Annotated in this window: 23 protein-coding genes; 15 read left to right on the top strand and 8 right to left on the bottom strand. The window is 65.4% G+C overall.

Going from position 1 to position 24,096, the window contains the following annotated elements:
- Positions 1 to 208 precede the first annotated feature (208 nt).
- The 7 genes from CLU92_RS27920 (at position 209) to CLU92_RS26340 (ending at position 6,864) form a co-directional block, all read left to right on the top strand.
- Positions 209 to 523, top strand: coding sequence for a DUF4148 domain-containing protein (locus CLU92_RS27920; RefSeq protein ID WP_166674906.1), 315 nt, complete (start codon positions 209 to 211; stop codon positions 521 to 523).
- Between the two features lie 126 nt (positions 524 to 649).
- The gene (locus CLU92_RS26365) at positions 650 to 2,062 is read left to right on the top strand and encodes an efflux transporter outer membrane subunit (protein ID WP_101484276.1); all 1,413 of its coding nucleotides are present in this window, start codon (positions 650 to 652) and stop codon (positions 2,060 to 2,062) included.
- 73 nt (positions 2,063 to 2,135) lie between these two features.
- Complete coding sequence (locus tag CLU92_RS26360; RefSeq protein ID WP_101484275.1) at positions 2,136 to 2,642, top strand: MarR family winged helix-turn-helix transcriptional regulator; 507 nt, start codon at positions 2,136 to 2,138, stop codon at positions 2,640 to 2,642.
- A 10-nt stretch (positions 2,643 to 2,652) separates the two neighbouring features.
- Entirely contained in the window at positions 2,653 to 4,800 is a 2,148-nt protein-coding gene (locus CLU92_RS26355; protein ID WP_257562132.1) for an FUSC family protein, read from the top strand.
- Positions 4,790 to 4,990: a DUF1656 domain-containing protein gene (locus CLU92_RS26350; protein ID WP_101484274.1), complete on the top strand. Its 201-nt coding sequence runs from the start codon at positions 4,790 to 4,792 to the stop codon at positions 4,988 to 4,990. The genes CLU92_RS26355 and CLU92_RS26350 overlap by 11 nt, the downstream gene beginning before the upstream one ends.
- 48 nt (positions 4,991 to 5,038) lie before the next feature.
- Positions 5,039 to 5,947, top strand: coding sequence for an efflux RND transporter periplasmic adaptor subunit (locus CLU92_RS26345; protein WP_101484273.1), 909 nt, complete (start codon positions 5,039 to 5,041; stop codon positions 5,945 to 5,947).
- A complete protein-coding gene (locus CLU92_RS26340; RefSeq protein WP_101484272.1) occupies positions 5,944 to 6,864 on the top strand; it encodes a LysR family transcriptional regulator in 921 nt (306 codons plus the stop codon). Before CLU92_RS26345 ends, CLU92_RS26340 begins: the two co-directional genes overlap by 4 nt.
- A gap of 6 nt (positions 6,865 to 6,870) precedes the next feature.
- Here CLU92_RS26340 and CLU92_RS26335 read toward each other — a convergent pair whose 3' ends face one another.
- The 5 genes from CLU92_RS26335 to CLU92_RS26315 all read right to left on the bottom strand — a co-directional run bounded on the left by CLU92_RS26335 (position 6,871) and on the right by CLU92_RS26315 (position 11,117).
- The gene (locus CLU92_RS26335; RefSeq protein WP_101484271.1) at positions 6,871 to 7,407 is read right to left on the bottom strand and encodes an ester cyclase; all 537 of its coding nucleotides are present in this window, start codon (positions 7,405 to 7,407) and stop codon (positions 6,871 to 6,873) included.
- A gap of 136 nt (positions 7,408 to 7,543) precedes the next feature.
- Positions 7,544 to 8,290, bottom strand: coding sequence for an SDR family oxidoreductase (locus tag CLU92_RS26330; protein WP_101484270.1), 747 nt, complete (start codon positions 8,288 to 8,290; stop codon positions 7,544 to 7,546).
- A gap of 220 nt (positions 8,291 to 8,510) precedes the next feature.
- Entirely contained in the window at positions 8,511 to 8,735 is a 225-nt protein-coding gene (locus CLU92_RS26325) for a hypothetical protein (RefSeq protein WP_101484269.1), read from the bottom strand.
- A gap of 12 nt (positions 8,736 to 8,747) precedes the next feature.
- The gene (locus CLU92_RS26320) at positions 8,748 to 9,419 is read right to left on the bottom strand and encodes a thiol:disulfide interchange protein DsbA/DsbL (RefSeq protein WP_101484268.1); all 672 of its coding nucleotides are present in this window, start codon (positions 9,417 to 9,419) and stop codon (positions 8,748 to 8,750) included.
- A 147-nt stretch (positions 9,420 to 9,566) separates the two neighbouring features.
- Positions 9,567 to 11,117 carry a TonB-dependent receptor gene (locus CLU92_RS26315; RefSeq protein ID WP_180338591.1) on the bottom strand — a complete coding sequence of 517 codons (1,551 nt, stop codon included), beginning with the start codon at positions 11,115 to 11,117 and terminating at the stop codon, positions 9,567 to 9,569.
- Between the two features lie 258 nt (positions 11,118 to 11,375).
- Here CLU92_RS26315 and CLU92_RS26310 point away from each other — a divergent pair, with 258 nt between their 5' ends.
- Positions 11,376 to 13,664, top strand: a complete 2,289-nt coding sequence (locus tag CLU92_RS26310; protein WP_218973475.1) for a M1 family metallopeptidase — start codon at positions 11,376 to 11,378, stop codon at positions 13,662 to 13,664.
- On the top strand, positions 13,661 to 14,548 hold the full coding sequence (locus CLU92_RS26305) for a hypothetical protein (protein ID WP_101484266.1): 888 nt from the start codon (positions 13,661 to 13,663) through the stop codon (positions 14,546 to 14,548). The genes CLU92_RS26310 and CLU92_RS26305 overlap by 4 nt, the downstream gene beginning before the upstream one ends.
- A 2-nt stretch (positions 14,549 to 14,550) precedes the next feature.
- Here CLU92_RS26305 and CLU92_RS26300 read toward each other — a convergent pair whose 3' ends face one another.
- Positions 14,551 to 15,441, bottom strand: a complete 891-nt coding sequence (locus tag CLU92_RS26300; RefSeq protein ID WP_101484265.1) for a LysR family transcriptional regulator — start codon at positions 15,439 to 15,441, stop codon at positions 14,551 to 14,553.
- A gap of 112 nt (positions 15,442 to 15,553) precedes the next feature.
- Between CLU92_RS26300 and CLU92_RS26295 the strand changes: the two genes are divergently transcribed.
- Positions 15,554 to 16,369, top strand: coding sequence for a class III extradiol ring-cleavage dioxygenase (locus tag CLU92_RS26295; protein WP_101484264.1), 816 nt, complete (start codon positions 15,554 to 15,556; stop codon positions 16,367 to 16,369).
- Between the two features lie 127 nt (positions 16,370 to 16,496).
- On the opposite strand, the gene ylqF is transcribed toward CLU92_RS26295, so the two are convergent.
- Complete coding sequence (gene ylqF / locus CLU92_RS26290; protein WP_101484263.1) at positions 16,497 to 17,444, bottom strand: ribosome biogenesis GTPase YlqF; 948 nt, start codon at positions 17,442 to 17,444, stop codon at positions 16,497 to 16,499.
- A 200-nt stretch (positions 17,445 to 17,644) separates the two neighbouring features.
- Here ylqF and CLU92_RS26285 point away from each other — a divergent pair, with 200 nt between their 5' ends.
- The gene (locus CLU92_RS26285; protein ID WP_143452653.1) at positions 17,645 to 18,442 is read left to right on the top strand and encodes a hypothetical protein; all 798 of its coding nucleotides are present in this window, start codon (positions 17,645 to 17,647) and stop codon (positions 18,440 to 18,442) included.
- A gap of 151 nt (positions 18,443 to 18,593) precedes the next feature.
- Positions 18,594 to 18,986 carry a hypothetical protein gene (locus CLU92_RS26280; RefSeq protein ID WP_143452652.1) on the top strand — a complete coding sequence of 131 codons (393 nt, stop codon included), beginning with the start codon at positions 18,594 to 18,596 and terminating at the stop codon, positions 18,984 to 18,986.
- A gap of 14 nt (positions 18,987 to 19,000) precedes the next feature.
- Here the strand turns inward: CLU92_RS26280 and CLU92_RS26275 are convergent, their stop codons facing one another.
- Complete coding sequence (locus tag CLU92_RS26275) at positions 19,001 to 19,927, bottom strand: histone deacetylase family protein (RefSeq protein ID WP_101484260.1); 927 nt, start codon at positions 19,925 to 19,927, stop codon at positions 19,001 to 19,003.
- A gap of 244 nt (positions 19,928 to 20,171) precedes the next feature.
- Between CLU92_RS26275 and CLU92_RS26270 the strand changes: the two genes are divergently transcribed.
- From CLU92_RS26270 to CLU92_RS26260, 3 genes are read left to right on the top strand one after another with little or no spacing between them, the layout of a single operon-like run.
- A complete protein-coding gene (locus CLU92_RS26270; protein WP_101484259.1) occupies positions 20,172 to 21,080 on the top strand; it encodes a MoxR family ATPase in 909 nt (302 codons plus the stop codon).
- A 5-nt stretch (positions 21,081 to 21,085) separates the two neighbouring features.
- Positions 21,086 to 22,072 (top strand): DUF58 domain-containing protein, encoded by a 987-nt coding sequence (locus CLU92_RS26265; protein ID WP_101484258.1) that lies wholly within the window; start codon positions 21,086 to 21,088, stop codon positions 22,070 to 22,072.
- Positions 22,069 to 24,090: a DUF3488 and transglutaminase-like domain-containing protein gene (locus CLU92_RS26260; protein ID WP_101484257.1), complete on the top strand. Its 2,022-nt coding sequence runs from the start codon at positions 22,069 to 22,071 to the stop codon at positions 24,088 to 24,090. Before CLU92_RS26265 ends, CLU92_RS26260 begins: the two co-directional genes overlap by 4 nt.
- The last annotated feature ends 6 nt before the right edge of the window (positions 24,091 to 24,096 follow it).

Here is a 24,096-nt window from a genome sequence, read left to right as displayed (position 1 = left end):
GGGGGAAATGCGGCGGCGCACAAATATCTTCAAAAAGTACTTCACAAATGTACTATTCATTGCTATAGTTAATTCAAGTAAGCACCTTCTCATCCAGAAACTGCTTCATCGGCGGCAAGGCGCCTACCAGCGCCTTGCCGCCGAACCGACCGGTACGTGGCGAGCCGGCCCATCCACCCAGCCATCATGCACATATTGGAGTTTTATCATGCAAGCCAAATCACTTATCGCAGCATTGTTTGCCATCACCACCGCTACCTCGGCTTTCGCACAAAGCACGGCGCCGGCCACCAGCCAGCAGCTGAGCCGCGAGCAAGTCACGGCCGAATACATCCGTGCCCGCAACGCCGGCGAAATCGCCACCAGCGAAGTCGACTATCCGAAAACGCCGGCCACCGCCACCAGCAAGGTGACGCGCGAGCAAGTCATGGCCGAGTTCTACGCCGCCCGCAAGGCTGGCCTGATCCCGCAAACGGAAGCGGATTTTGATGTCGCGCAAACCACCAAGCACGTCGTGCAATAAGAAACCAGTCAGCCGGTTTCAGTCAGTAACAACTCAGTTGCGGCGCAGCACTCGGGCCACTCCCGACGCTCACCGCGGCGAGCTGTCAGCAGCACCCCCAACACTATCGCCTCCCGGAGTCACTGCATGTCCCTGCACCGCTGTTTGCTTGCCGCCAGCCTGATCCTTGCCTTGAGCGCTTGCGCCGACATGGGCCAAATCGCGCCGCAATCGGCCATGCTCGACGCCAACAAGCTGGCGGCCAGCAAGGCCATGGATGCCGCCGCCAGCGCCGCCATACAGTGGCCGCGCGCACAATGGTGGCAAGATTTGCATGACCCCCAATTGAACCGTTTGATGGAGCAAGCGCTGGCCGACAGCCCCACCCTGCGTGGCGCCCAGGCGCGCGTGCGCCAGGCCGAGGCGCTGGCTGGCGCGGCCGAGGACAAGACCCGCCCGCAGGCGGACGCGAATGTCTCCATCAACCGCGAACTGTATTCACAGCACGGCAGCACGCCGGCGCCCCTGGCCGGCAATTACGCCTGGCGCAACCAGGCCACCGTCACGGCTTCGTACGATCTGGACTTGTGGGGACGCAACCGCGCCGCCCTGTCCGCCGCCCTGGGCGACGTGCAGATGGCCTCGGCCGAATCGCAGATGGCCCGCCTGGCCCTGGAAACGGCGCTGGTGCGCACCTATATCCAGCTATCGTATGAATTCCAGCTGCAGGACGTGATCGAACGCAGCCTGGCGCAGCGCGCCCGCATCCTCGACATCACGCGCCAGCGCAAGGCGGCCGGCATCGGCACCGATATTGACGTGGCGCAAATCGAAACTACTCTGCCCGCAGGTCGCCGCCAGCTGGAGCAGTCAGCCGAGTCGCTGGCCCTGCTGCGCAACCAGCTGGCGGCCCTGGCGGGCAAGGGGCCGGCAGCCGGCGCGGCGCTCACGCGCCCCGTGCTGCGCCTGGACCAGCCGCTGGCCATCCCCGCCGCCCTGCCGGCCGACCTGATCGGTCGCCGGCCCGACATCGCCGCCCAGCGCTGGCGGGTGGAAGCGGCGGCGCAGCGCATCGATGCGGCCAAGGCCGAGTTTTACCCGAACGTCAACCTGGTGGCTTTTGCCGGCTTCCAGGCCTTCGGCTTCAGCCATTTTCTTGACGCCAACTCGGACATCCGTGGCATCTCGCCCGCGCTGAGCCTGCCCATCTTTGCCGGCGGCCGCCTGCGCGCCCAGCTGGGCAGCCAGACGGCCGTGTACGACGGTGCCGTGGAGCAGTACAACGCCACCGTCATCAACGCCATGTCGGAGGTGGCGAATGCCGTCACCAAAGCACAATCGCTGGAAAAACAGCACCAGCTGACGGTGCAGGCGCTGGCCACGGCACAGCGCGCGCGCGACCTGGCGGAAAAAGCCTACAAGGCCGGCATGAGCGACGCCATCAACATGCTCAACACGCAAGTGGCCCTGCTGGCGGAAGAGCAGCAGCAGGCGCAAAATGGAGCGCGCGAGCTGGACCTGTACGTTTCCTTGATGAATGCATTAGGAGGCGGGATCTAAGCTTGCAATCCTGGCATTGCCATGGCTCAACAAGATACAATCGGAGCTTTATTCACACATGAAGGAATATGACATGACCGCTTTTGACGCCACCTCCAAGCGGCTGCAAAACATCCGCACGCGCATGCCAGGCTTCCCCATGGAACTGATGCGCCTGTTGCGCATGACGTACCACATTCAAAAAGGCATGAAGGACTTGACCAATGCCGCGCTGAAAAAGCACGACCTGGTCGATGCCAGCTACATGGTGCTCGCCGTACTGTACGGCACGGACGACGAAACGTCGAACGCCTGCACCCTGGGCATGGCGTGCCATGAAAAACCGGCCAACCTGACACGCGTGTGCAACGACCTGGAAACGCGCGGCCTGATCCACCGCGGCACGCGCCCCGGCGACCGCCGCTCGGTGATGATTTCGCTGACCGACAAGGGCCGCACGCTGATCGAAACGGCGCTGCCCGACGTGTACCAGGAAACCTCGGCCCTGTACGAAGGGTTCACGGACGAAGAGCTGCAAGTGCTCGACAAGCTGTACATGCGCCAGTTGCGCAACCTGAACAATCTCAACAACCAGAACTGATAGCCTATCGATGACGCCAGCCACAGCAACAACATTCACGCAAGGCCCCCTGACCCGGGCGGCCCACTGGCTGGCGCTGGCGCTGCAGGACTGGCGCAAGACGGAAGGCGAACGCTGGATCTACGTCGGCAAGACCCTGATCGCCGCGTTCTGCGCCCTGTGGCTGGCCTACCGCCTGGGACTCGATTCCCCCAGCACGGCCATGACCACCACCATCATCCTGGCCCTGCCCAGCAGCGGCATGGTGCTGGAAAAAAGCTTTTACCGTTTGTGTGGCACCCTGCTGGGATGCACGGCCGCGCTGGCCCTGATCGGCCTGTTCCCGCAGCAGCCGGTGCTGCTGTTCGCCGGCCTGGCCCTGTGGGTGGGCCTGTGCACGAGCGGCTCGGCCCTGCACCGCAACGCCCAGTCGTATGTGTATGTGCTGGCCGGCTACACGGCTTGCATGATCGTCTTGCCCGCCATCGAGCAGCCGATGCAGGCGTTCGCGCTGGCCGTCACGCGCGTGGCCGAAGTCGGCCTGGGCATCATCTGCTCGGCCGCCGTCTCCAGCGTGCTGCTGCCGCGTCACCAAGGCACGCAAGTGATGCGCACGGTGCAGGCGCGCTACGGCAAATTCCTCACTTTCTGCCAGGACGTGCTGCAGCAAAAACTCACGCCGGCGCAAGTGGAACTGACGCATTTGCAATTTGCCGCCGACGTGGCGGCGCTGGAACTGGGCCGCTCGGCCGCCCTGTTCGAAGTCACCAGCAAGGTGAGCCACGTGCGCGCGCAAAACCGCAAGCTGCACGCCTTTAACGCCACCTTCATGACGGCGCTGACTACCTTCTATACTTTCCACCGCCTGTTCGACCGCCTGCAGCGCGATGGCGAGACACAAGTGATGCAAGCCTGCGCACCCCTGTACGCCATCGTCGCCGAAGCGCTGCAAGCCACGCCTTCGCAAGACTCGCTCGACACCATGCAGCGGCATCTGCAAGCGGCGCTGGCGCTGGCGCGCGCGGAGATTGACAGTGCGCACATCAACCATGCGCAGCGCATCGATTTCGACACCATGTGCGAACTGCTGGAACGCTTCGCGCGCGATATGAGCCGCTTTCACGAAGTCTATTTCAGCCTGGCGCATGACACGCCCTTGGCCATCAGCACGCCGCAGGCGTATGCGCCAAAGACGCCGCCCGCGCTGGTGATCGCCAGCGGTGCGCGTGCGGCCATCAGCCTGGCCCTCTTGGCCCTGGGCGCCTATTTCCTGGCCTGGCCCCATGCCAGCACGGCGATGTTGATGGCGGCCGTGTTCTGCGCGCTGGCCTCGTCCTCGCCGCGCCCCATCATGATGATCCGGCAAGTGCTGGCGGGCTTTCTGATCGCCATGCCGCTGTCGCTCGTGTGCGTGTACTTCGTGCTGGTGCACGGTGACGGCTTCCCCATGCTGGTGCTCAGTTTTGCGCCCTTCCTGGCCGTGGGCCTGTATTTGATGACGAATCCCGCCAAGCTGGGCGTGGGCCTGGGCGTGTCGACCTTTATCACACAGATGGCGCCGACCAACGTGATGCATGTCGATGGCGCCGCTTTTCTCAATACGGGCATGGCGCTGATCGTCGGCCTGATGCTGGCTGCCCTCGTGTTTGCCGTGCTGCTGCCCGAGCACACCATGGGCCACAAGGACCATATCGGCCCGGCCCTGTGGCGTGAAGCCCTGCATGCGTGCACAGCGCCAGCGCGCCGCGTGAAACACCGTTTCGACAACCGCGTGCGCGACCTGCTCAGCCAGCTCAACGCGGCGGCCGGCCCGGCGCCGGGTGTCGCCACGCGCGCCGTCGTGCGCCAGGCCCTGACCTTGCTGGAAATCGGCCACTCGGTGATCGATCTGCGCGAACTGATCGCCAGTTCCTCCGGCAACAGCGCCGCGCGCGACGCCCTGCAGCGCTGCGTGGACAGCATCGCCGCCTGGCTGCGCACGCGCGGCGAAGCGCAACTGCAGGGGGCGCTGGCCGCCACCCTGCAGGCGGGCGCCGTGGTGCGGGCGGCCCAGGCTGCCAGTGGCACGGCACCGGAACGGGGCGTGCGCCTGCAGACGGCGCTGGTCGACCTGCATTCGATCTACACCTCATTACTCGACAACGTGGCGCCTGGCGCCGGAGACCATCATGCCGCGTGAATTCGCCCTGTTCGGAATTCTGATTCCTACCCTGCTACCCCTGTTCATCCTCAGCATCGGCCTGCAAACCCTGCTCGACCGCGTGCTGGGCTGGCTGGGCGTTTACCGCATGGTGTGGCATCCCTCGCTGGCGCGGCTGTGCATCTTCATCGCCATCTTCGGCGCGCTGGCTTTATCGCTGTACCAATAACGTTCAAATAAAAAAAATGTTCAATCTGATCAAGGAAAGGATGCCGACATGGTAGCCAAACTGACCCGTTATGCCATCACCCTGCTGCTCCTGGCTGCGGCCCTCTGGATAGGCAAGACTGTCTGGAACCGCTACATGGAATCGCCATGGACGCGCGACGGGCGCATCAAGGCCGATATCGTCAACATCAGCGCCGACGTGGCCGGCACTGTCACGGACGTGCTGGTGCGCGACAACCAGGTGGTGCAAAAAGGCGACGTCCTCTTCGTCGTCGACAAGGAGCGCTATGCGAGCGCGCTGGCGCAGGCCGACGCCGTGCTGGCCACGCAAAGGACGGAGCAGGGCCGCCGCGGCAAGGAAGCGCAGCGCCGCGCCAATCTCGACGCCAGCATCATCTCCACGGAAAGCCGCGAAAGCGCCGCCTTTGCCGCCAGTTCGGCCTCGTCGCAAGTACAGGCCGCGCTGGCCGCCCGCGCGCTGGCCCAATTGAACCTGGAACGCACCACCGTGCGCGCGCCCGTCAGCGGCTACGTGACCAACCTGAACGTGCACAAGGGCGATTTCGCCGCCGTCGGCGCGGCCAAGCTGGCCGTCATCGACAGCGCCTCGTACTATGTCGTCGGCTACTTCGAAGAAACCAAGCTGGGCATGCTGGCGCAGGACGACAAGGCTGAAATGAATCTGATGAGCGGCGGCACCCTGCATGGCCACATCGAGAGCATCGCGCGCGGCATCACCGACCGCGACGCCGCCACGGGCCGCGAATTGCTGGCTGACGTCAATCCCACTTTCAACTGGGTGCGCCTGGCGCAGCGCGTGCCCGTGCGCATCCACATCGACGAGCAAGACAGGAAGCAGGTCCTGGTGGCCGGCACCACCTGCACCGTGGTGATCACGCCCCATTCTGCTCCCCCTTCAACGCCCGCACCCAAGCCTGCGGCCGCGCACCCCGCATGAGCCGCAGCGGCGGCGCCGGGCGCCTGGCAGAAATCGCCCTGTTCCTCGACGCCGCGGCGCTGGGCAGCTTTTCCGCCGCCGGCCGCAAGCAAGGCCTGTCGCCAGCCGCCGCCAGCGCCGCCATCGGGCGCCTGGAAGCCGCACTGGGCACCACCCTGTTCGAACGCACCACGCGCCAGCTGCGCCTGACGGAAGAAGGCCGGCACTACCGCCTGTACAGCGAACAGGCGCTGGACTTGCTGGCGCAGGCGGAAGACGGCTTGCACGGGGACGCCGGCGCCGTGCACGGCGTGGTGCGCATCTCGGCGCCCTCCGATATCGGCCGCCAGCTGCTGCTGCCGATGCTCGACCGCTTTGCCGCGCTGCACCCGCAGGTGCGCCAAGCGCTGACCCTGACGGACGCCACGGCGAGCCTGGTGCACGACGACATCGACCTGGCCATCCGCTACGGCGAGCTGCCCGATAGCGAGATGGTGGCGCGCCTGCTGCATCCGGGCCGGCGCGTCGTGTGCGTGGCGCCCGCGCTGGCCGCCAAGGTGGGCCAGCCGAACGTGCCGCGCGACCTGACGATGCTGCCTACTCTGGTGCTCACGGCGGGCGACGGCGCGCCGCAGGAATGGCGCTACCGAGAAGACGGCAAGCGCCACAGCCTGCGCCTGCAGGGGGCCTGGCACAGCAACGACGGCGAAATCATCCGCCGCTGGGCCGTGGCCGGCCATGGCTATGCCTACAAATCCCTGCTCGACATCGGCGACGACCTGCGCGCGGGGCGCTTGCAAACGGTGCTCGACGATTACTTTGCCGATAGCGTCCCCCTGAACCTGCTGTACCGGCGCAACCGCTTCCAGCCGCCGCGCGTCGCCCTGCTGATCGACTTCCTGCTGCAGCAGTTCGCCGCCCTGCCGGCGCAGAACTAGGCTACCTCAGGGTGGCAGCACGCCCAGCTGGCGCAGCAGGGCAAGGTTGTCTTCCAGGTGCCAGTTCTCGCTGATGCGCCCCTGCGCATCGACCTGGTACAAATCAAACGCCTGAAAATCGATGGCTTGCCCCTGTCCCTGCACGATCCCTTGCGGCGTGGGGAAGACGCCCGTAAAGCTGCCCGTGAAATGCAGGCGCAGGGTGACCCGGTCGCCCGCTACCAGCATCTCTTCGATGGCTACCTTCAAGTCCGGAACGGCGGCGTGAAACACTTGCGACGCCTGCAGCGGGCCGGCCAGCCCCTGAGGGCGGCCAGCGGGCAAGGTGCGGTCAATAAAATTGTCGGCCAGCGCCAGGCGCGCCAGGGCCGGATCGCCGCTCTGCCAGAACGCGGCGTAGCGGCGCGCCGCCAGCGCCACCGCGCCGGTGGCGCTGGCGCCGGACAGGTGGGCGGGCATGGGCAGGTTCATGGTGGCATGGACTGGCGCGGCGGCCAGCAGCGACAGGGCCAGGATGGCGGGGGAAAAAGCGGAAGCGGACATGGTAGTTCCAGGTAGGTTGATCGGTGTGCACATCGCACATCGCCATTCTGGACTCGCTTGCATTAATTGATAATTGGCCTCACGCCTGAATCAATTGCTTGCTGTAGTTGAAAATAAGTTGAAGCCGAGTTGAAAATCAGCGCCCGCCCGCCACGTCGAGGAGGCTGCCAGTCACATACGTCGCACCCGGCCCCAGCAGATACAGGATGGCGCCGGCGATTTCTTCCGGCTCGCCGCCGCGCTGCATGGGCACGCCGGACGCCAGGCGCGCCACCCGCCCAGGCTCGCCGCCAGAGGCGTGGATGTCCGTATAAATGATGCCGGGCCGCACGCCGTTGACGCGGATGCCTTCGGCCGCCACTTCCTTTGCCAGGCCGAGGGTAAGCGTATCGACAGCGCCTTTCGAGGCCGCGTAATCGATGTATTCGCCCGGGGAGCCGATGCGCGCGGCCACCGACGAGACATTCACGATACGCCCGCCCTGGCCGCCGTTCGCCGTCGACATGCGCCGCACGGCTTGCTGGCAGCACAAAAAGTAACTGATTACATTGGTGCGCAGCACGCGTTCCAGGCGCTGCACGGAAATATCGGCCAGCCGGCATTTCTGCTCCAGCACGCCCACATTGTTGACCAGCGCCGTCAAGGTCCCCAGGCGCGCATCGACTTCATCAAACAGGCGCGCCACGTCCGCTTCATTGCCGACATCGGCCTGCACGGCGATGGCCTCGCCGCCGCCAGCCATGATGCGCGCGCACAGTTCTTCGGCCGACCGCGCATCGCGCACATAATTGACGCAGACGGCATAGCCCTGGCGCGCCGCCAACAGGGCGGTCGCCGCGCCGATGCCGCGGCTGCTGCCAGTAATCAAGATCACTTCCTTCATCGTTCCTCCAGAATGGTTGTGGCTTCATGATACCCGCAACCAGCAGACGTAAAAAAGCCCGCACAAAGCGGGCAGTTTTCCTATCCATCCTCATCGTCACAACACCGGAGAAAATCGTAGCGAGCGGCAGTGATTTGTGGCCGAGAAGCGCAACCGTACTCTAGTACGGTGAGCATCGCCGGCCGCAAAGCGCGACGCGCAGTAGATTTTATCCGGTGTTCTATGACCTGAAATGCGTCATGGCGTAGCTCAGATGCTGCCACCAGTGCTCGCGCGACTGCACGGACGCCAGGCATTTCGCGTCGACCTCGTTCTTGAACGCGGGGTCCACGCAAGCCTTGGTGACCAGCGCATTGCGCTGGTTTTCCACGTTGACGACGGCCAGCGCCAGCCACGCCACGAGGGCGAGGGCCAATACGCACAAGGTCCAGGGCAGCTGTTTCATGACGTTCTCCGCTTACTTCTTCGCTGGCGCGGGAGCGCGCTCTTTCAGGACACGCGCCACCAGTTCATCCATCACGCGCAGGGTCGCTGTCTGGGTCTGCGGCTCGGACTGGCCAGGACGCGACAGCTGCGCCGGCGACGTGACGAAGCGGCCATCGATGACGATGGTCGGCGCGCTGTCGATCTTGCTGGCGGTGATCAGCTGCTCATTGCGTTTCAGCTTGGTCTGCACGCCGAAGGAATTGAACATATCCAGGTATTTCGCCTTGTCGATGCCGTTCTTCACCAGCAGCTCGAGGATGGCGTCATCGCGGTTCAGGCGGTTGCGCTCGACGTGGATGGCGCGGAAGATCTTGTCGTGGAACTGGTCCAGCTGGCCCATCGCCTCCAAGGTGGCATAGGCGTGCGCCTGCGGATCTTTCGGGCCATTGAAGGCCAGGTGGATGCGGCGGAAGGCGATCTTGTCGCCCTGTTTCTTGACCCAGTCGTGCATCAGCGGATCGAGCGCATAGCAATGCGGACAGGAATACATGAAGTACTCGACCACTTCCACCTTCTTGCCCGTGTCCGTGCGCACTGGCGTCGGAAGCGTGGTAAAGCCGGTATCGGCCGCCATGGCGCCGCCGGTGGCCGCCACCAGGGTGACGGCGGCAAGCAGGGGACGCAAGAAACGCATAAAACGCATATTAATCCTTCATCATAAAGTGGTCGTGAACGGGGCGAGATTACCACTTTTTGCGGCGGGCGATGAGGCCAGGCCGGAAAAAAAGCACGTTTGCACGCTCCGTTTGCGCCTGATTAAGCCACTTTTAAGCGCCGCTGCGCCCCAGTCTCAGAAATGGTAGCGCGCCGACACGCGCAGCTGGCGCGCATCGTTGAGGTAAATGCTGGAGCGACAGCCCGGCGCATCGCCGTAATGGCGGCGGTTGGCCAGGTTGCTGCCGGCCAGTTCCAGCTCCCAGGCGCCCAGCTTGCGCACATAGCGCCCGTCCACGGTGGCGAATGCGGGCACTTGCGCCAGGCAGCTGTTGGCGAAATCGGGGCCATAGCGCAGCGCGCGCAGCCATTGCACGCCGACGTCCGCGCTGGCGCCGGCCTGCCCCGTCCAGTACAGGCGCAGGCTGGCCAGGGTCTTGGGCACGAGGGCGATATCCGGGCCATCGTAGGCGTAGTCGTCATAGCGTGCATGCACCTGGCGCAGCTCAGCGTCGAGGCGCCAGTCGCGCGCCAGCGCCATGCTGGCCTCGATGGCGATGCCATCGCGGCGCGAGGGGTCGAGGTTGCCCGCAAAGCCCAGCTGGCCCAGGCTCTGGTCGAAGACGATCTGGTTGCTGAGGCGCTCGCTGAAGACGCGCACGGAAGCGCTGCGCGCCGCGTCGCCGAAGGTGGCGCCCACTTCCGTTTCGCGCCGCAGCTGTCCCGCCAGGGGACGGTAGCCGGCGCGGGTATAGCCGTCGTCATCGATGCGGTAGCTGCGCGCGGCCTTGGCGTACACGCTCAGTTCCGGGCGCAGCTGCAAGCTGCCCTGCAAGTCCCACGCGTTCTGGTTTTCCCAGTCGCTGCCGCCGGCTGGCATGTCGGCCGGATCGAGCTGGAACTGTTCATGCCGCAGCCCCAGCAGCAAACGCGGCGCATACGCGCCACCAAAAGCCAGTTCTTCGCGCAGCAGCAGCGCACGCGAGTACTGGCGGCGCAGCCCATCGCCATCGCGGCCCGGCGCGTCGCGGCCCGAGCGCCGCTCCCACTGCATCAGGTCCAGGCCCACTTCCGTGTCCGTGCCAACGCCGCCCACCTTGCCGTAATGGCGAACGCGGGGCGCCAGTTGCCGTCGGCGGCTGCTGTACCTCGATTCGCTGCTGCCCTCCTCGCCCGCATAGTGGGCCGTGGCGCGCTTTTCCCGCTGCGACAGTTCCACGCCCAGCTCGAAATTGCCCACATAGCGCTGCACGAAGGCGCTGGCACGCCGCACTTCGTAGCGGTACAGGTCTTCCGGGCGGGCCGCCAGCAGGGCCAGGAACGGCGCCTCGGGCGCCGGATAGCGGGTGTTCTGGTTCAGCTGGTCGGCACTGAAGCCGAAGCGCCCCTGCCGCGCCTTCCATTCGGCGCCCCCATTGAAGCCATGCTGGTGAAACACGCTGCCATCGCGGTAATTGCCATTGCGCTGCCCGTCGATGGCCACATCGAGCGACATGCCATCCTGGTCGCGCGACAGAGCGCCGCGCACGCTGTGCTGGCCGCCCTGCCCCAGTTCGGCGGACAAGTCGCCATGCGTGACGCCGGCCGCGCCGCCATCCACGCTGTCCTGGGCGCACGCCGGCATGGCCAGGGCGCACAGCAGCAAGGTGCGCATGGCGATGGTCAGGGCGGGAGAGGCAGGCATCATGGCGGGAAGCTGGCTGCGCTGCCGGGAGGCGGGCGCACGGTAGCGGGGCAGAGGGATGGCAAAGCGAAACATTATACGCACGGCGCGCGGCGCCGCAAGCAGCGCTCCGGCGGTGCTTGCGGCACTCCCATATTTGATTGGTTATTTGGCATTTTTGCAGGTATATTAAGTAAAGTGCGAGGTGCGCCCGGCGATCCTGGGCGCAGCCGACTGCATTTGAAAATCAACAACAATAAGAAGTCACTGTAGGAGTCACGCATGGGAAGTCACAGCACAACGCGCCGGGGGCCGCCAAGTCCCCGCGGCACGCGCCGCAGCATTGGTTTTTTCCCCGTCTCGGGCAAGCTCAAGGCCCTCTCCATCGCCGCCATGCTGCTGGCCGGCCTGGCCCTGCAGGCCGATCTGTTCGCCCAGCCGGGCCAGGGCAAGCCAGCCAGCGCGGCCATCGCGCTGGCGCCGGCCGCCGACGGCATTGCCCTGGCCTTGCCGCACGCGTCCGCCGTCAGCAAGCCCAGCGCCAGCAACGCCTGGGGCGGTGCGCGCACGGCTGCGCAAGCGACCCTGTCTGACCGCGTGGTCGACTACCAGATCGAAGCGACGCTCGATCCCGTCAAACACACCATCGCCGGCCAGCAGAAACTGCGCTGGCGCAATCGAAGCGCGCAAGCGGTCAGCAGCGTATATTTGCACCTCTACCTGAATGCGTTCGAAGGCGAACATTCGACCTTCTTCACCGAGAAGCGCAAGCTCGATAAGGGCTTCCGCTCGGGCGTCGAGACGCGCGACGGCGAATGGGGCTATATCGAACTGCGCAGCATGACGCAGAACGGCGCCACGGCGCCCTGGCATTTCGTCCAGCCGGACAACGGCCCGGCCACCGACCGCACGGTCGTGCGCGTCGACCTGCCGCAGCCCGTCGCGCCGGGCATGGAGACGACGCTCGACATCCGCTTCTTCGACCAGTTGCCGCGCGTCATCGCGCGCACCGGCTATTTCGGCAGCTTCCACCTGGTCGGCCAGTGGTTCCCCAAGATCGCCGTGCTGGAACTGCCCGGCGAACGGGGCGCCACCGCGCCGCGCTGGAACGCGCATGAATTCCACCTCAATTCGGAGTTCTACGCCGACTTCGGCAACTACGACGTGAAGCTGACCGTGCCCAAGGAATACACGGTGGGCGCCACGGGCGAGCTGCAGGGCGCACCGCTGGAAAAGGACGGCATGCTCACGCATCACTATGTGCAGGGCGACGTGCACGATTTCGCCTGGACGGCCGACAAGCGCAGCGCGCAGCCATTGACAGGCAACTGGAGCGGTCCAGGCAGCCCGCCGGTGGCCATCAAGGTACTGTACCCGCCCGAGTACGCGTCCAACGCGGGGCCCGCGCTGCAGGCGGCCAAGGACTCGCTCACGTATTTTTCGCGCACCCTGGGCGCGTATCCGTACAAGACCCTGACAGTGGTGATTCCGCCGTTTAATGCGGCCGAAGCGGGCGGCATGGAATACCCGACCTTCATCACCGCCTCGAGCTACGCCACGCTGCAGCCGAAGACCTTGGCCGGATTCGGCCTCGATTTCGTCACCATCCATGAATTCGGACATGGCTATTTCTACGGCATCCTGGCCTCGAACGAGTTCGAGGAACCCATCCTCGACGAAGGCTTGAACGAGTACTGGGACCAGCGCATGCTGCGCGCGCGCGGCCAGGACATCCACGCCACCACGCCCCTGCTCAAGCGCCTGGGCTTCGCGCCCTCCTTCAAGGTCTTCGAAGGCGAGCGCCTGGGTGCGCCGCGCCAGGATGCCGCCGACCCGCTGGGCCAGAATGCCTGGAACCGCCTGCAGGGCGTGGGGCCTGTCTACAGCCGCACGGCCATCACCATGCGCGACCTGGAAGCGCGCATCGGCAGCGAGGCCATGGAACGGGGCTTCAAGGCGTACTACGAACAGTGGAAATTCCGCCACCCCAGCGTGGCCGACCTGCGCGAAGCGCTGGCCGAGGCGACGGGCCAGCGGCGCATCGTGGAACAGGTCTTCGCGCAGCAAGTCTATGCCAGCGCGAATATCGACGACCGCATCGGCAGCTTCACGAGCGAAGAGCAGACGCCGCTGGCCGGCATGGTGCTGGTGAACGGCAAGCGCGTGGAACGCACGGCCGAGGCGCTGGAAAAGGAAGAGAAAAAAGTGCGCGAGGCGTGGGACAAGGCGCACCCGGACGCCAAGCCCGGCACGGGGCCCTATCCGTATCTCACCAGCGTGGTCCTGCGCCGCCGCGGCGCGCCCGTGCCGCAGGTGCTGCTGGTGAAATTTGCCGACGGCACAGCCGAACGCGTGGTGTGGGATAACGACCAGCTGTGGCAGCGCTACACCTGGAGCAAGTCCGTGAAGGCCGTCTCGGCCGAACTCGATCCCGACCGTGTGCACTACCTCGACGTCAACAAGCTCGATGACAGCCGCACCCTGAAGGCCGATACCTCGGCCGCGCGGCGCTGGAGCTTCGACCTCGCCGCCGCCTTCCAATACCTCCTTTCCCTGATTGCCATCGTATGAGCGCCACTTCCACGACACGGGCCAGCGGCCTGACCCTGACCATGCGCGCCAGCCGCGCCGCCCTGCAATGGCGCTTGCTGCTGCTGTGGCTGGGATTGCTGCTGATACCGACCGTCGTCGCCATCATTCCCCTCTGGCGCACCTTGAGCGCCAGCCTCGATCAGGCCGTGCATGCGGCGGCCCTGGCGCACAAGCTAGACCTGATGACCCTCGCCGACCTGATCGCCAACACGGAACGCAACGGCGCCGCCATCAGCCAGGCCGCCATCGCCGGCATCATCCTGACCCTGTTGTTGTCGCCGCTGCTGAGCGGCCTGGTGGTGACGGCCGCGCGCGCCCCTGCGCCCGCCGGCTTCGGTCCCCTGCTAACGGGCGCCTTCAGCGAATACGGCCGCATGCTGCGCATGTTGCTATGGAGCATAGTGCCGCTGGGCGTGGTGCTGGCGATCGGCGCCGGCGCGCTGAAACTGGCTGACAAGCACGCGGCGAAAGCCATCCTGGAAGCCGATGCCGACCTGGCCCGTCATCTGGCCTTGCTGGTGACGGGCCTGCTGTTCCTGCTGGCTTGCGCCACGCTCGATGCGGGCCGCGCGGCGCTGGCCATCGACCGGCGCCGCACTTCGGCCGTCAAGGCCTGGTGGCGGGGCCTGGGCATGCTGCGCCGACGTCCGCTGGCCTGCCTGGCGATCTACCTTGTCATCACCATGCTGGGACTGGCGCTGTATGCGCTGCTGGGCGTGGCGCGCCTGAACCTGGCCGCCCCGGATCCGCTGGCCATCGTGGCTGGCCTGGTGGTGACGCTACTGGCAACGCTGGTGCTGGCGTGGATGCGCAGCGCGCGCCTGTTCGCACTGATCGACGTCAAGCGCTCGCTCGCCTGGTGATGTTATCTCCCCAGGCGCCCTTCATCGGCCAGGAAGTCGATGAAGGTGCGCACTTTCGACGACAGATAGCGGCGGCTCGTGTACACGGCGTACACACTGCCGACCGCCAGCTTGAAATCATCGAAGAGGCGCACCAGCCGCCCCGCCGCCAAGTCCGCATCCGTTTGCCACGACGGCAGCAGCGCGATGCCCATGCCGTCGAGCGCGGCCGCGTGCAGCAGGCTTTCGTTATTGCATTGCAGCACGGGCGAGAACTTCACTGTTTCATGTCCCTGCGGGCCGTCAAACGTTAATTCATTGCCGTTTGATAACAGCGAATAGCTGATCATGGCGTGCTGCGCCAGATCTTGCGGCACATGCGGATGACCGGCGCGCGCCAGGTAGGCGGGCGCGGCCACCAGGTGAAAGGCGATGCTGCCGATGGGCCGCGCGATCAGGGTCGACGACGGCGCCTGGCTCACGCGCAGGGCCAGGTCAAAGCCCTCTTCCACCAGGTTCACCACGCGGCCGCTCAAGTCGATGTCGAACGTAACCTCCGGGTAGCGCTCGCGGTAAGCCACCAGGGTGCGCGTAAAGATGGCGTTGGCGAACCAGACAGGGGCGCTCAGGCGCAACATGCCGCGCGGCACCACCGTCGTGCGACCCACGGTTGCCTCCACCTCGTCGAGATTGTCGAGCATGTCACGGCACTGTTCAAAATACACCTTGCCGATTTCCGTCAGGCTCAGATGGCGGCTACTGCGGTTCAGCAGCCGCGCACCCAAGTGGCGCTCCAGGTGCATCACATGCTTGCTGACCATCGCCGCCGACAGATCCAGACGTACACTGGCGCGCACGAAACTGTCCAGTTCCACCACGGCGCGAAACACGCGCATGCTGCGCAAGGTATCCATGAGCACCCCATCATCAACAAAATGGAAATGATATATCAATAATTGCGATCTTGATCAACTGACCGAGCATGACTATCATCGATAGCATCAGCCATTCCCCTCAGGAGCCGCCATGCAAGAACAGACTTTCCCCACCTACTTCCTGTCGCACGGCGGCGGCCCGTGGCCGTTCATGAAGGACCAGTTCGGCGACCGCTACGACGTGCTCGAAGCGTCCTTGCAAGATATCCCGCGCCAGATCGGCGCGCGCCCGAAAGCCGTGCTGGTCATCACGGCGCACTGGGAAGGGCCGCAATTTCTCGTCTCGGCCAGCCCGCAGCCGGGCATGATCTACGATTATTCGGGCTTTCCGCCGCACACGTATCAAATCCAGTACCCGGCGCCCGGCGCGCCGGAACTGGCGGCGCAGGTGAAACAGTTGCTTGACGGAGCCGGCCATCCGGCGCGCCTGGACCACGAGCGGGGTTTCGACCACGGCACCTTCAGCGCCCTGTTCCCCATCTACCCGCAAGCGGACGTGCCGCTGGTGCAATTGTCGCTGAAACACGGCTACGACCCGCTGACGCACGTCGAGGTGGGTCGCGCGCTGGCCAGCCTGCGCCGCGAGGGCGTACTCATCGTTGGCAGCGGCCTGTCTTACCATAACCTGCGCCAGTTCGGCCAGGCGGGCGCCGTCGCCTCGCACCGCTTCGACGCCTGGCTGCGCCAGACGATGGCCTTGCCACCAGAACAGAGGCTGCAACAGCTGCTGGCCTGGGACCAGGCGCCCGGTGCGCGCCAGGCCCATCCGCAGGAAGACCATCTGCTGCCGCTGATGGTGGCGCTCGGTGCGGCCGAGCAGGAAGCGGCGCACGTCGTGTACCACGAGGAAGATTTCTTTGGGGCGCTGGCCGTGAGCAGTTTCAGGTTTGGCAACGCAGCCCAATGAAACCCGAACGCGGAAATGCCGGGGCATGGGTCAGACCCTCAACACCGCTAACGATTGATTCAGCGCCAACGTCATCGGGGATCTGACCCCAGAATTTAAAAAAGCCGCTAGCTAGCGGCTTTTCTTCTTACGTGCCGCGCTTGCCCCGCGCCGCATTCTTCGCCTTTTCGGCGGCAATCGCTGCCGCTATGGCCGCTTTTTCCGCCATCTCGGCCGCGTGCTGGGCCAGCAGGGCCGCGCGCGTGTCGGGCGTTTCCAGCGAGATGCGCCCGAGGATGCCGCTGCGGTAGTCCAGCAGCAAGGTATGCGAAGCTTTCTCGAAATCGTAGTCGCCGCCCTTGATGCGGAAACCGCGCTTGGCGGCAATGCCCTCGACCACGCCGATGGCGTCGACTTCACCAACCTTGGTGCCATAGCGGGCCGCCAGCAAGTCTGGATAGCGCTTGAGCAATTCCTCGGCCAGGAACACGGCCACTTCCTCTTCGATCAGCGCGTTCGAGCCGATGGCGTGGCTGGCCGCCAGCATCAGGCCATCGCTGGGGATGGCGATCTTCGGCCACAACATGCCGGGCGTGTCGACCAGGATAGTGTTTTTATCCAGATACAACTTTTGCTGCATCTTCGTCACGGCTGGTTCGTCGCCCACCTTGGCCACGCGCTTTTTCAGCAGCGCATTCATCAGGGTAGACTTGCCCACGTTGGGGATGCCCATGATCATGATGCGCAGCGGCTTGGTCGGCACGCCGCGGTGCGGCGCCAGCGATTTGGCCAGGTCCGGGATGCGCGCCACATCGCCCGGCTTCTTGGTCGTCATCGCATACGCGGTCACGCCTTCCTGGGCATTGAAATAGGCCACCCAGGCGGCAGTGGCAGCCGGATCGGCCAGGTCGGTCTTGTTAAGTATCTTCAGGCAAGGGCGCTGGCGGAACAGGCGCAGCTCGTCCACCATGGGATTGCAACTGGCTGCCGGCAGGCGCGCGTCCACCACTTCAATCACCAGGTCGGTATTTTCCATGGTCTCGGCCGCTTTCTTGCGGGCCGCGTTCATGTGTCCTGGGTACCATTGTATCGCCATGCTCTTGCCTTCAGTTCGTTCAGTCAATCCGCTATTTTACGTGGTTGCCGCCACGACGTCCCATTTTCCGCCGCCAGCGCCAGTCGTGCGACGAGGACGAGACAATTGGTGATAATTTAGCAGTTACTTGAATGATAAGATTCGCAGTCCGTCCAGCCTGGCCGGTTTCCCCATTGCACGCTCAACCTGGCACGCGTTCCATGCAACTTCCCCGTTTTTTCCTCCTCGCCTCGCTTTGCACCTGTCTGCTGCCCGCCATGGCCCAGGAACTGGCGGCGGCGCCTGGCGACACGGCCCGCCAGGAAATGCAGCCGGTTGTCGACGTGCAAGGTACGCGCGATCCCGACCTGCGCCCCTACCGCACCATGCTCAAGGGACTCGACGCGTATGCCGACCACCAGCGCCTGGCGCCGGGCGCACCGTTGCGCTTCATGCTGTTCCCTGCCACGCCCCAGGCCAGGCTCGATGGCGTGACTCTGCACCTGTCGGCTGACAACCTGTCGATTCCCGTCCCCCTGGCGGCGGACGGCGGCTTCACCTTGACGCGCGACAAGACCGCCTACGACGCGAATGCCGACCTGGTCAGCAACAGGAAGCGCGACACCCTGCGCTGGCGCGCCGACATCCACACGCCGGGCCTGCCCCAGAACGTGCGCCGCCTGGGCGACTTGCGCCTGGAATGCGAAATCCGCTGGGCAGTCGAGCAGGATGACCTGCCCTTTGTCCGGCGCAAGCTGTTCCGCCTGGCGGGAGGGCCCTGCCACTCGTCGCTGATCCACGTGCCGTTTCCCGTGTTCCGCAAACTGCTGGCCGTACAGGCGCGCTCTGGCGAGCGCACGCTGGACATCCGCGTCACGGACGACCGCCAGCGCTACGTACCGCCGCTGCATGACCTGAGCTGGGAGGACGACACCCTGCTGACCATCACTTACGCCGACGACGGCAACATGGCGGAAGCGCCCCCCGTAGCGCCCATGAAGGCAGCGCTGCGCCAGTGAGGCGCACCCGCGAAGTCAGTTCAAATATTTCCACTTGGATTTTTATATTTACTGAAGGAAACAAAAAAATGTGCTCTAATATCGCCTCTTAAATGAAAAGCAATTATTTTCCGGGCTGGCTCCGGGAGATACGCGATGGGGATAGGTCGATATGATGATGGAACACACTGGCATGGCGCCAGCGGCACATGGGGAATGCGAACGTGGCAGGCCGCGCCCGGCCAAGGCGACGCCCAAGCGCGTGCCGCGCAATGGCAGCCTGTTGCAGTGGAAGAAGGAAAACCTGCAGTTACGGGGACAGGTGGCGCAACTGGAAGAGCGCCTGAAGCGCCAGAGCGCGGACAGCTATGGCTTGCAAGTGCTGTATGACCAGTTGGTCAATGAAATCAAGCACCACCGCGACATGTTGCAGCTCGACAGCTTCGACGCGGACAAGTCCGCAGGCGTCTATACGCAAGCCTGGCGCCGCTTCATGGCCGGCGACGCACTCGACTACCAGACCCACCGCCACACGAATTCCCGCAGCCGTCCCAGCCTGCTGTAGTGACAGTTCAACCTTTACAGCTCCGCCAGCGCCTTCACATGCGCCGCCACGCTGCGGCCCAGCGACGACAGGTTGTAGCCCCCCTCGAGGCAGCTGACGATGCGGCCCTTGGCATACTGATTGGCCACGGCCATCATCTGCTGCGTCAGCCACGTGTAGTCGGCCTCCACCAGGCCCATGCCGCCCACGTCGTCTTCGCGGTGGGCATCGAAACCGGCGGAAATGAAAATCATCTGCGGCTGCTGCCGGTGCAGCGCCGGCAACCAGTGGTCAAGCACCAGCTGGCGCACGGCATCGCCCTTCGAGCGGGCCGGCACGGGCACGTTGACGCGCGTGTCCGTGTAGGACTCGACGTCGCTGTACGGATAAAACGGGTGCTGGAAAAAACTCACCATCAGGATGCGCGGGTCGTTCGCCACGGATTCGGCCGTACCATTGCCATGATGCACGTCAAAGTCGACGATGGCGACGCGTTCGAGCCCGCGCACGTCGAGCGCATGCTTGGCGGCAATGGCGACATTGTTGAACAGGCAGAAACCCATGGGCTCGCTGGGCCGCGCATGGTGGCCGGGCGGGCGGATCGCACAAAAGGCGTTGCTGATCTCGCCATCGATGACAGCGTCCGTGGCAGCCACGGCCGAACCTGCCGCCGCCAGCGCCGCGTCGTAACTGTGCGCGTTGAGCAAGGTATCGCCGTCGAGCGGATAGTAGTCGCCCTCGGGCGGCACATTGTCGCGCACCAGACCGATCGCCGTGGCGCTGTGGTTGCGCTCGATGTCAGACATTTGCGCGCGCGCGCCGTCACGGTGCTCGACCAGGTCGCTGATGTGCGCGAGGATCAATTGATCGTTGATGGCCTGCAAGCGGGCCGGCGATTCAGGGTGCCAGTCGCCCATTTCATGGCGCTGGCAATCGGGATGGGTATAAATGGCTGTGCTCATGCGCTGTACTGGTTACCTCTGTCTCTGCTCTCTATCCATACCGGGAACGCACGCCGGAGTTACCGCAGAGCATTCCTGCCTGCCTGGCGCGTTCTCGCATAAAATCACTGGCTGGTCTGTGCCACCCTTGCCGCGTTTGCTGTCACTCTAATCTACCACGAGCGCGCAGCGGGCGGGCGGCGCCATTTGACCTGGCCAAAGCGATTGTAAATTAAATAATCTCACGTACTGTGATAGAAATAACATGTTTTCGAAAATACACCAGGCCGCACAGCAGATCGGCGAAGTTCTCGTTGGCAAACATGTCCAGATCCGCCAGACCCTCGCCTGCGTGCTGGCGGGCGGCCACCTGCTGATCGAAGACGTGCCTGGCGTGGGCAAGACCACCTTGGCCCATGCGCTGGCCATCTCGCTGGGGCTGCAATGGAAGCGCCAGCAATTTACCAGCGACCTGCTGCCGGCCGACGTGGCCGGCATGAGCGTGTATGACCGCGGCAGCGGCAGCTTCATCTTCCACCCAGGTCCCCTGTTCACGCAAGTGCTGCTGGCCGACGAGATCAACCGCGCCACGCCGAAGACGCAATCGGGCTTGCTCGAAGCGATGGAAGAGCGGCAAGTGACGCTCGATGGCGTCACCCACGCGCTGCCGCAGCCGTTTTTCGTCATCGCCACGCAAAACTGCGTGCACCAGTTGGGCACCTTCCCCCTGCCTGAATCTCAGCTCGACCGTTTTCTCATGTGCGTCACTCTGGGCTACCCCGATACGGCAGCCGAACGGGCGCTGCTGCTGGGCGCCGACCGCCGCGCCATGCTGCAAACCTTGCCGGCCGTCATGAACGCGGAAGAATTGCTGCAGGCGCAAGCGGGCCTGCGCGCCATCCACGCCTCGCCCGCCGTCGTCGACTACGTGCTGGCCCTCGTGCATGCCACCCGCGTGCCGGGCGTGTTTGCCGATGGCCTCAGCCCGCGCGCCGCGCTGGCCCTGTTGCAGGCGGCGCGCGCCTGGGCCGCCCTGGCCGGACGCGACCACGTCACGCCCGACGACGTGCAAGCCGTACTGTTACCCGTCTGCGCCCACCGCCTGCATGCGGCGCAAGGGTCCACGGACAGCCGCGCCCTGCTGCAGCACATGCTGTTGAGTATCCCCGTCTGACCGGCATGCGTTGGGGCAATATTTCATGGCTGCCCACGCGCCCCTGGCTGGGCGCGCAGCGCGTGCACATCCGCCCCTCGCGCGCGGGTCTGGCGTTTGCCGCCCTGCTGCTGGCACTGTGGATCGCCGCCGTCAATTACCGCCTGGGCCTGGGCTATGCGCTGACGTATTTCGCGGCCGCCTGCGCTATCGCCGACATGCTGTTTACCAGCCGTAACCTGGCGGGACTGTCGCTGGCGGCCACGCCGGGCGAGCCCGTGTTTGCCGGCAGCCACGCTTTTTTTACCTTGCACCTGATCAACCGCAGCACCCGCCCGCGCCATGCGATCCGCCTGGCCATCATCGGTTCGCCGCGAGCACCGAGCCTGGCCGATATCGCCGCCCACGGGGAAACGGCCGTCAGCATCGGCATGCCGGCACCGCAACGGGGCTGGTTCGATGCGCCATCCATCCTCCTGTCCGGCAGTTTTCCACTGGGCCTGTTTGTCGCCTGGTGCCATTGGCGGCCCGACGCACGCGTGCTCGTGTATCCACAGCCAGAACAGAATGCGCCACCGCTGCCCTTGCTGGCCGGCACGGTACGGCAGGCCCGGCAGCCTGGCACGCGCGGCGGAGTCGTGGAACTGGCGGGCGTGCGCGCCTACCAAGCCGGCGACCCCTTGCAGCGCCTGGCCTGGCGCCAGATCGCCCGCCATGATGGCGAGCATTTGTTCAGCAAGCACTTCCAGCCTGGTGCCGACGCGCCAACGGGCGTAGCGCACGGCACGCATGGCAACCTTATGCTCGACCACGCGGCCCTGCACGCGCTGGCGCCGGAAGCGCGCCTGTCACGCCTGGCAGCCTGGGTGCTGCAGGCGGAACGCATGGGCCTGCCGTATGGCTTGCGCCTGGGTGCGCTGACTCTGGCGCCGGCCCTGGGCGCCAATCAGCGCGAAGCCTGCCTGCGCGCGCTGGCCCTGCATGGCTTGCCTCAGCGACAGGAAACGCCATGATGCGCTGGCTGAGCAGCTTGCCGCGCGACAAGGCCGACATCCTGCTGCTGTTGCTGGCCGCCGCCATGGTGCTGGCACCGCATGCGCAGCACCTGCCCCCGTGGTTGTCGGTAGCGACAGCGGCACCGCTGCTGTGGCGCGCCATCATTACCGTGCGGGGCCAGCGCCAGCCGCAGCTAAGCGTGCTGGCGCCGCTGGCCCTGCTGGGCATCGCCGGCGTGTACGCCAGCTATGGCAGCGTGCTGGGACGCGATGCGGGCGTGGCCATGCTGGCCCTGATGCTGGCCTTGAAATCGCTGGAAATGCATGGCCGGCGCGACATTTTTGTCTTCGTCTTCCTTTGTTTCTTTTTGCTATTGGCCAATTTTTTCCATGCGCAAGGCATCCTCAGCGCCGCCTGGATGCTCGCGACCGTCATCGTGCTGCTGGCCGCCCTGCTCTCGGCCCAGTACGGCACGCTGCAGCCCCGATTGGCGCAAAGGCTGGGCTTGCTCGGGCGCATGCTGGCGCTGGCCATTCCCCTGGCGGCCGTGATGTTTCTTGCCGTGCCGCGCGTCGACGGCCCCCTGTGGGGCGCAGCACCAGAAGGGGCGCAGGCGCGCACGGGCTTGTCCGACAGCATGCAGCCGGGCGCGATCGCCTCGCTGGCTCTGTCGGGCGAACCCGTCTTCACGGCCCGCTTTTCCACGACGATTCCGCCGCAAGACCAGCTGTACTGGCGCGGCGTGGTGCTGGGTGACTACGATGGCGCCACTTGGACGCGCCGGGGCGCCGGCCGGCATGCGCCTGCCAGCGACAGCCGCATCGACATCACCCTCGAAGGCCAGCCCAGCCAATACGAAGTGACCTTGCAAGCGAGCGGCCAGCGGCGCATTTTCGCGCTGGACCTGCCGCGCAGCATCGAACGCCTGCCCGGCAATCCGTATGTCGTGTCGTCCGCGCTGGAAGTGCTGACCATACAGCCCATTGCTTCGACCGTGCGCTACCGCGCCAGTTCCCAGTCCCGCTACCGGCTGCAGGCGGGCTTGTCTTTGACCCAGCAGCAGCCATGGCTGGCCTTGCCCGCTGGCAGCAACCCGCGCAGCGTGGCCTGGGCCAGCGCCTTGCGCGGCAGCGGCGCGCGCGCGCTGGCCCCCGCCGACGCCATCGCCGCCGTGCTTGAGTATTTCCGCCGCGCGCCATTCCGCTACACCCTGCAGCCACCGCTGCTGGGCAAGCAAGGCGTCGATGACTTCCTGTTTAGCACGCAGGCGGGCTTCTGCGAGCATTACGCGGGCAGCTTTGTCGTGCTGATGCGCGCCATGGGCATCCCAGCGCGCGTCGTCACGGGCTACCAGGGCGGCCTGCGCAACGCTGCAGACAACAGCTTGAGCGTGCGCCAGTCCGATGCCCATGCCTGGAGCGAGGTGTGGCTGGCGGGCCGGGGCTGGGTGCGCGTCGACCCCACCAGCGCCGTTGCGCCCCTGCGCACGGAGCGCAACCTGGGCGCCGCCCTGCCAGCGGCCCCGTCGCCGCTGACGGCCTGGCGCGCCCTGGCCGGCCTCGATGGCGGCGCGCACGGAACGATTGCCGCGTGGCGCCAGCAATGGCAGCAAGCCGAGCACGCCTGGAGCAGCTGGGTGCTCGACACCACGCCGCAACGCCAGCGCGCCATGCTCGATCGTGTGAAAAATTTGCCGGCTAGGACCCTGGCATTCGCTTGCGCCGTGCTGGCCTTGCTGTCCGCCATGGCCGGCGTACTGGTCTGGTGGTGGCAAGCGCGGCAAGGCGATCCCCTCGAGGCCCTGTACGCACAGTTTTGCCGCCAGCAGGCGCGGCGCGGCTACAGCCGTGCGCCGCATGAAGGGCCGCACGGTTATGCTGCCCGCCTGGCCGCAGGCAAAGCCACGCCCGAAACGCATGCCGCCATCGCACAGTTTCTGGCAATCTATGCCGCGATGAAGTATGGTAATGCCAACCCATACGAACAATCCCGCGCGCGGCACAGCTTGCGCCGCCTGTTAACCCAATGCCGATGAGACGCT

This window comes from Janthinobacterium sp. 61 (assembly GCF_002846335.1).
In the GTDB taxonomy this organism is placed as follows: Bacteria; Pseudomonadota; Gammaproteobacteria; order Burkholderiales; family Burkholderiaceae_D; genus Janthinobacterium.
This window is presented reverse-complemented; position numbering and strand designations above follow the sequence as displayed.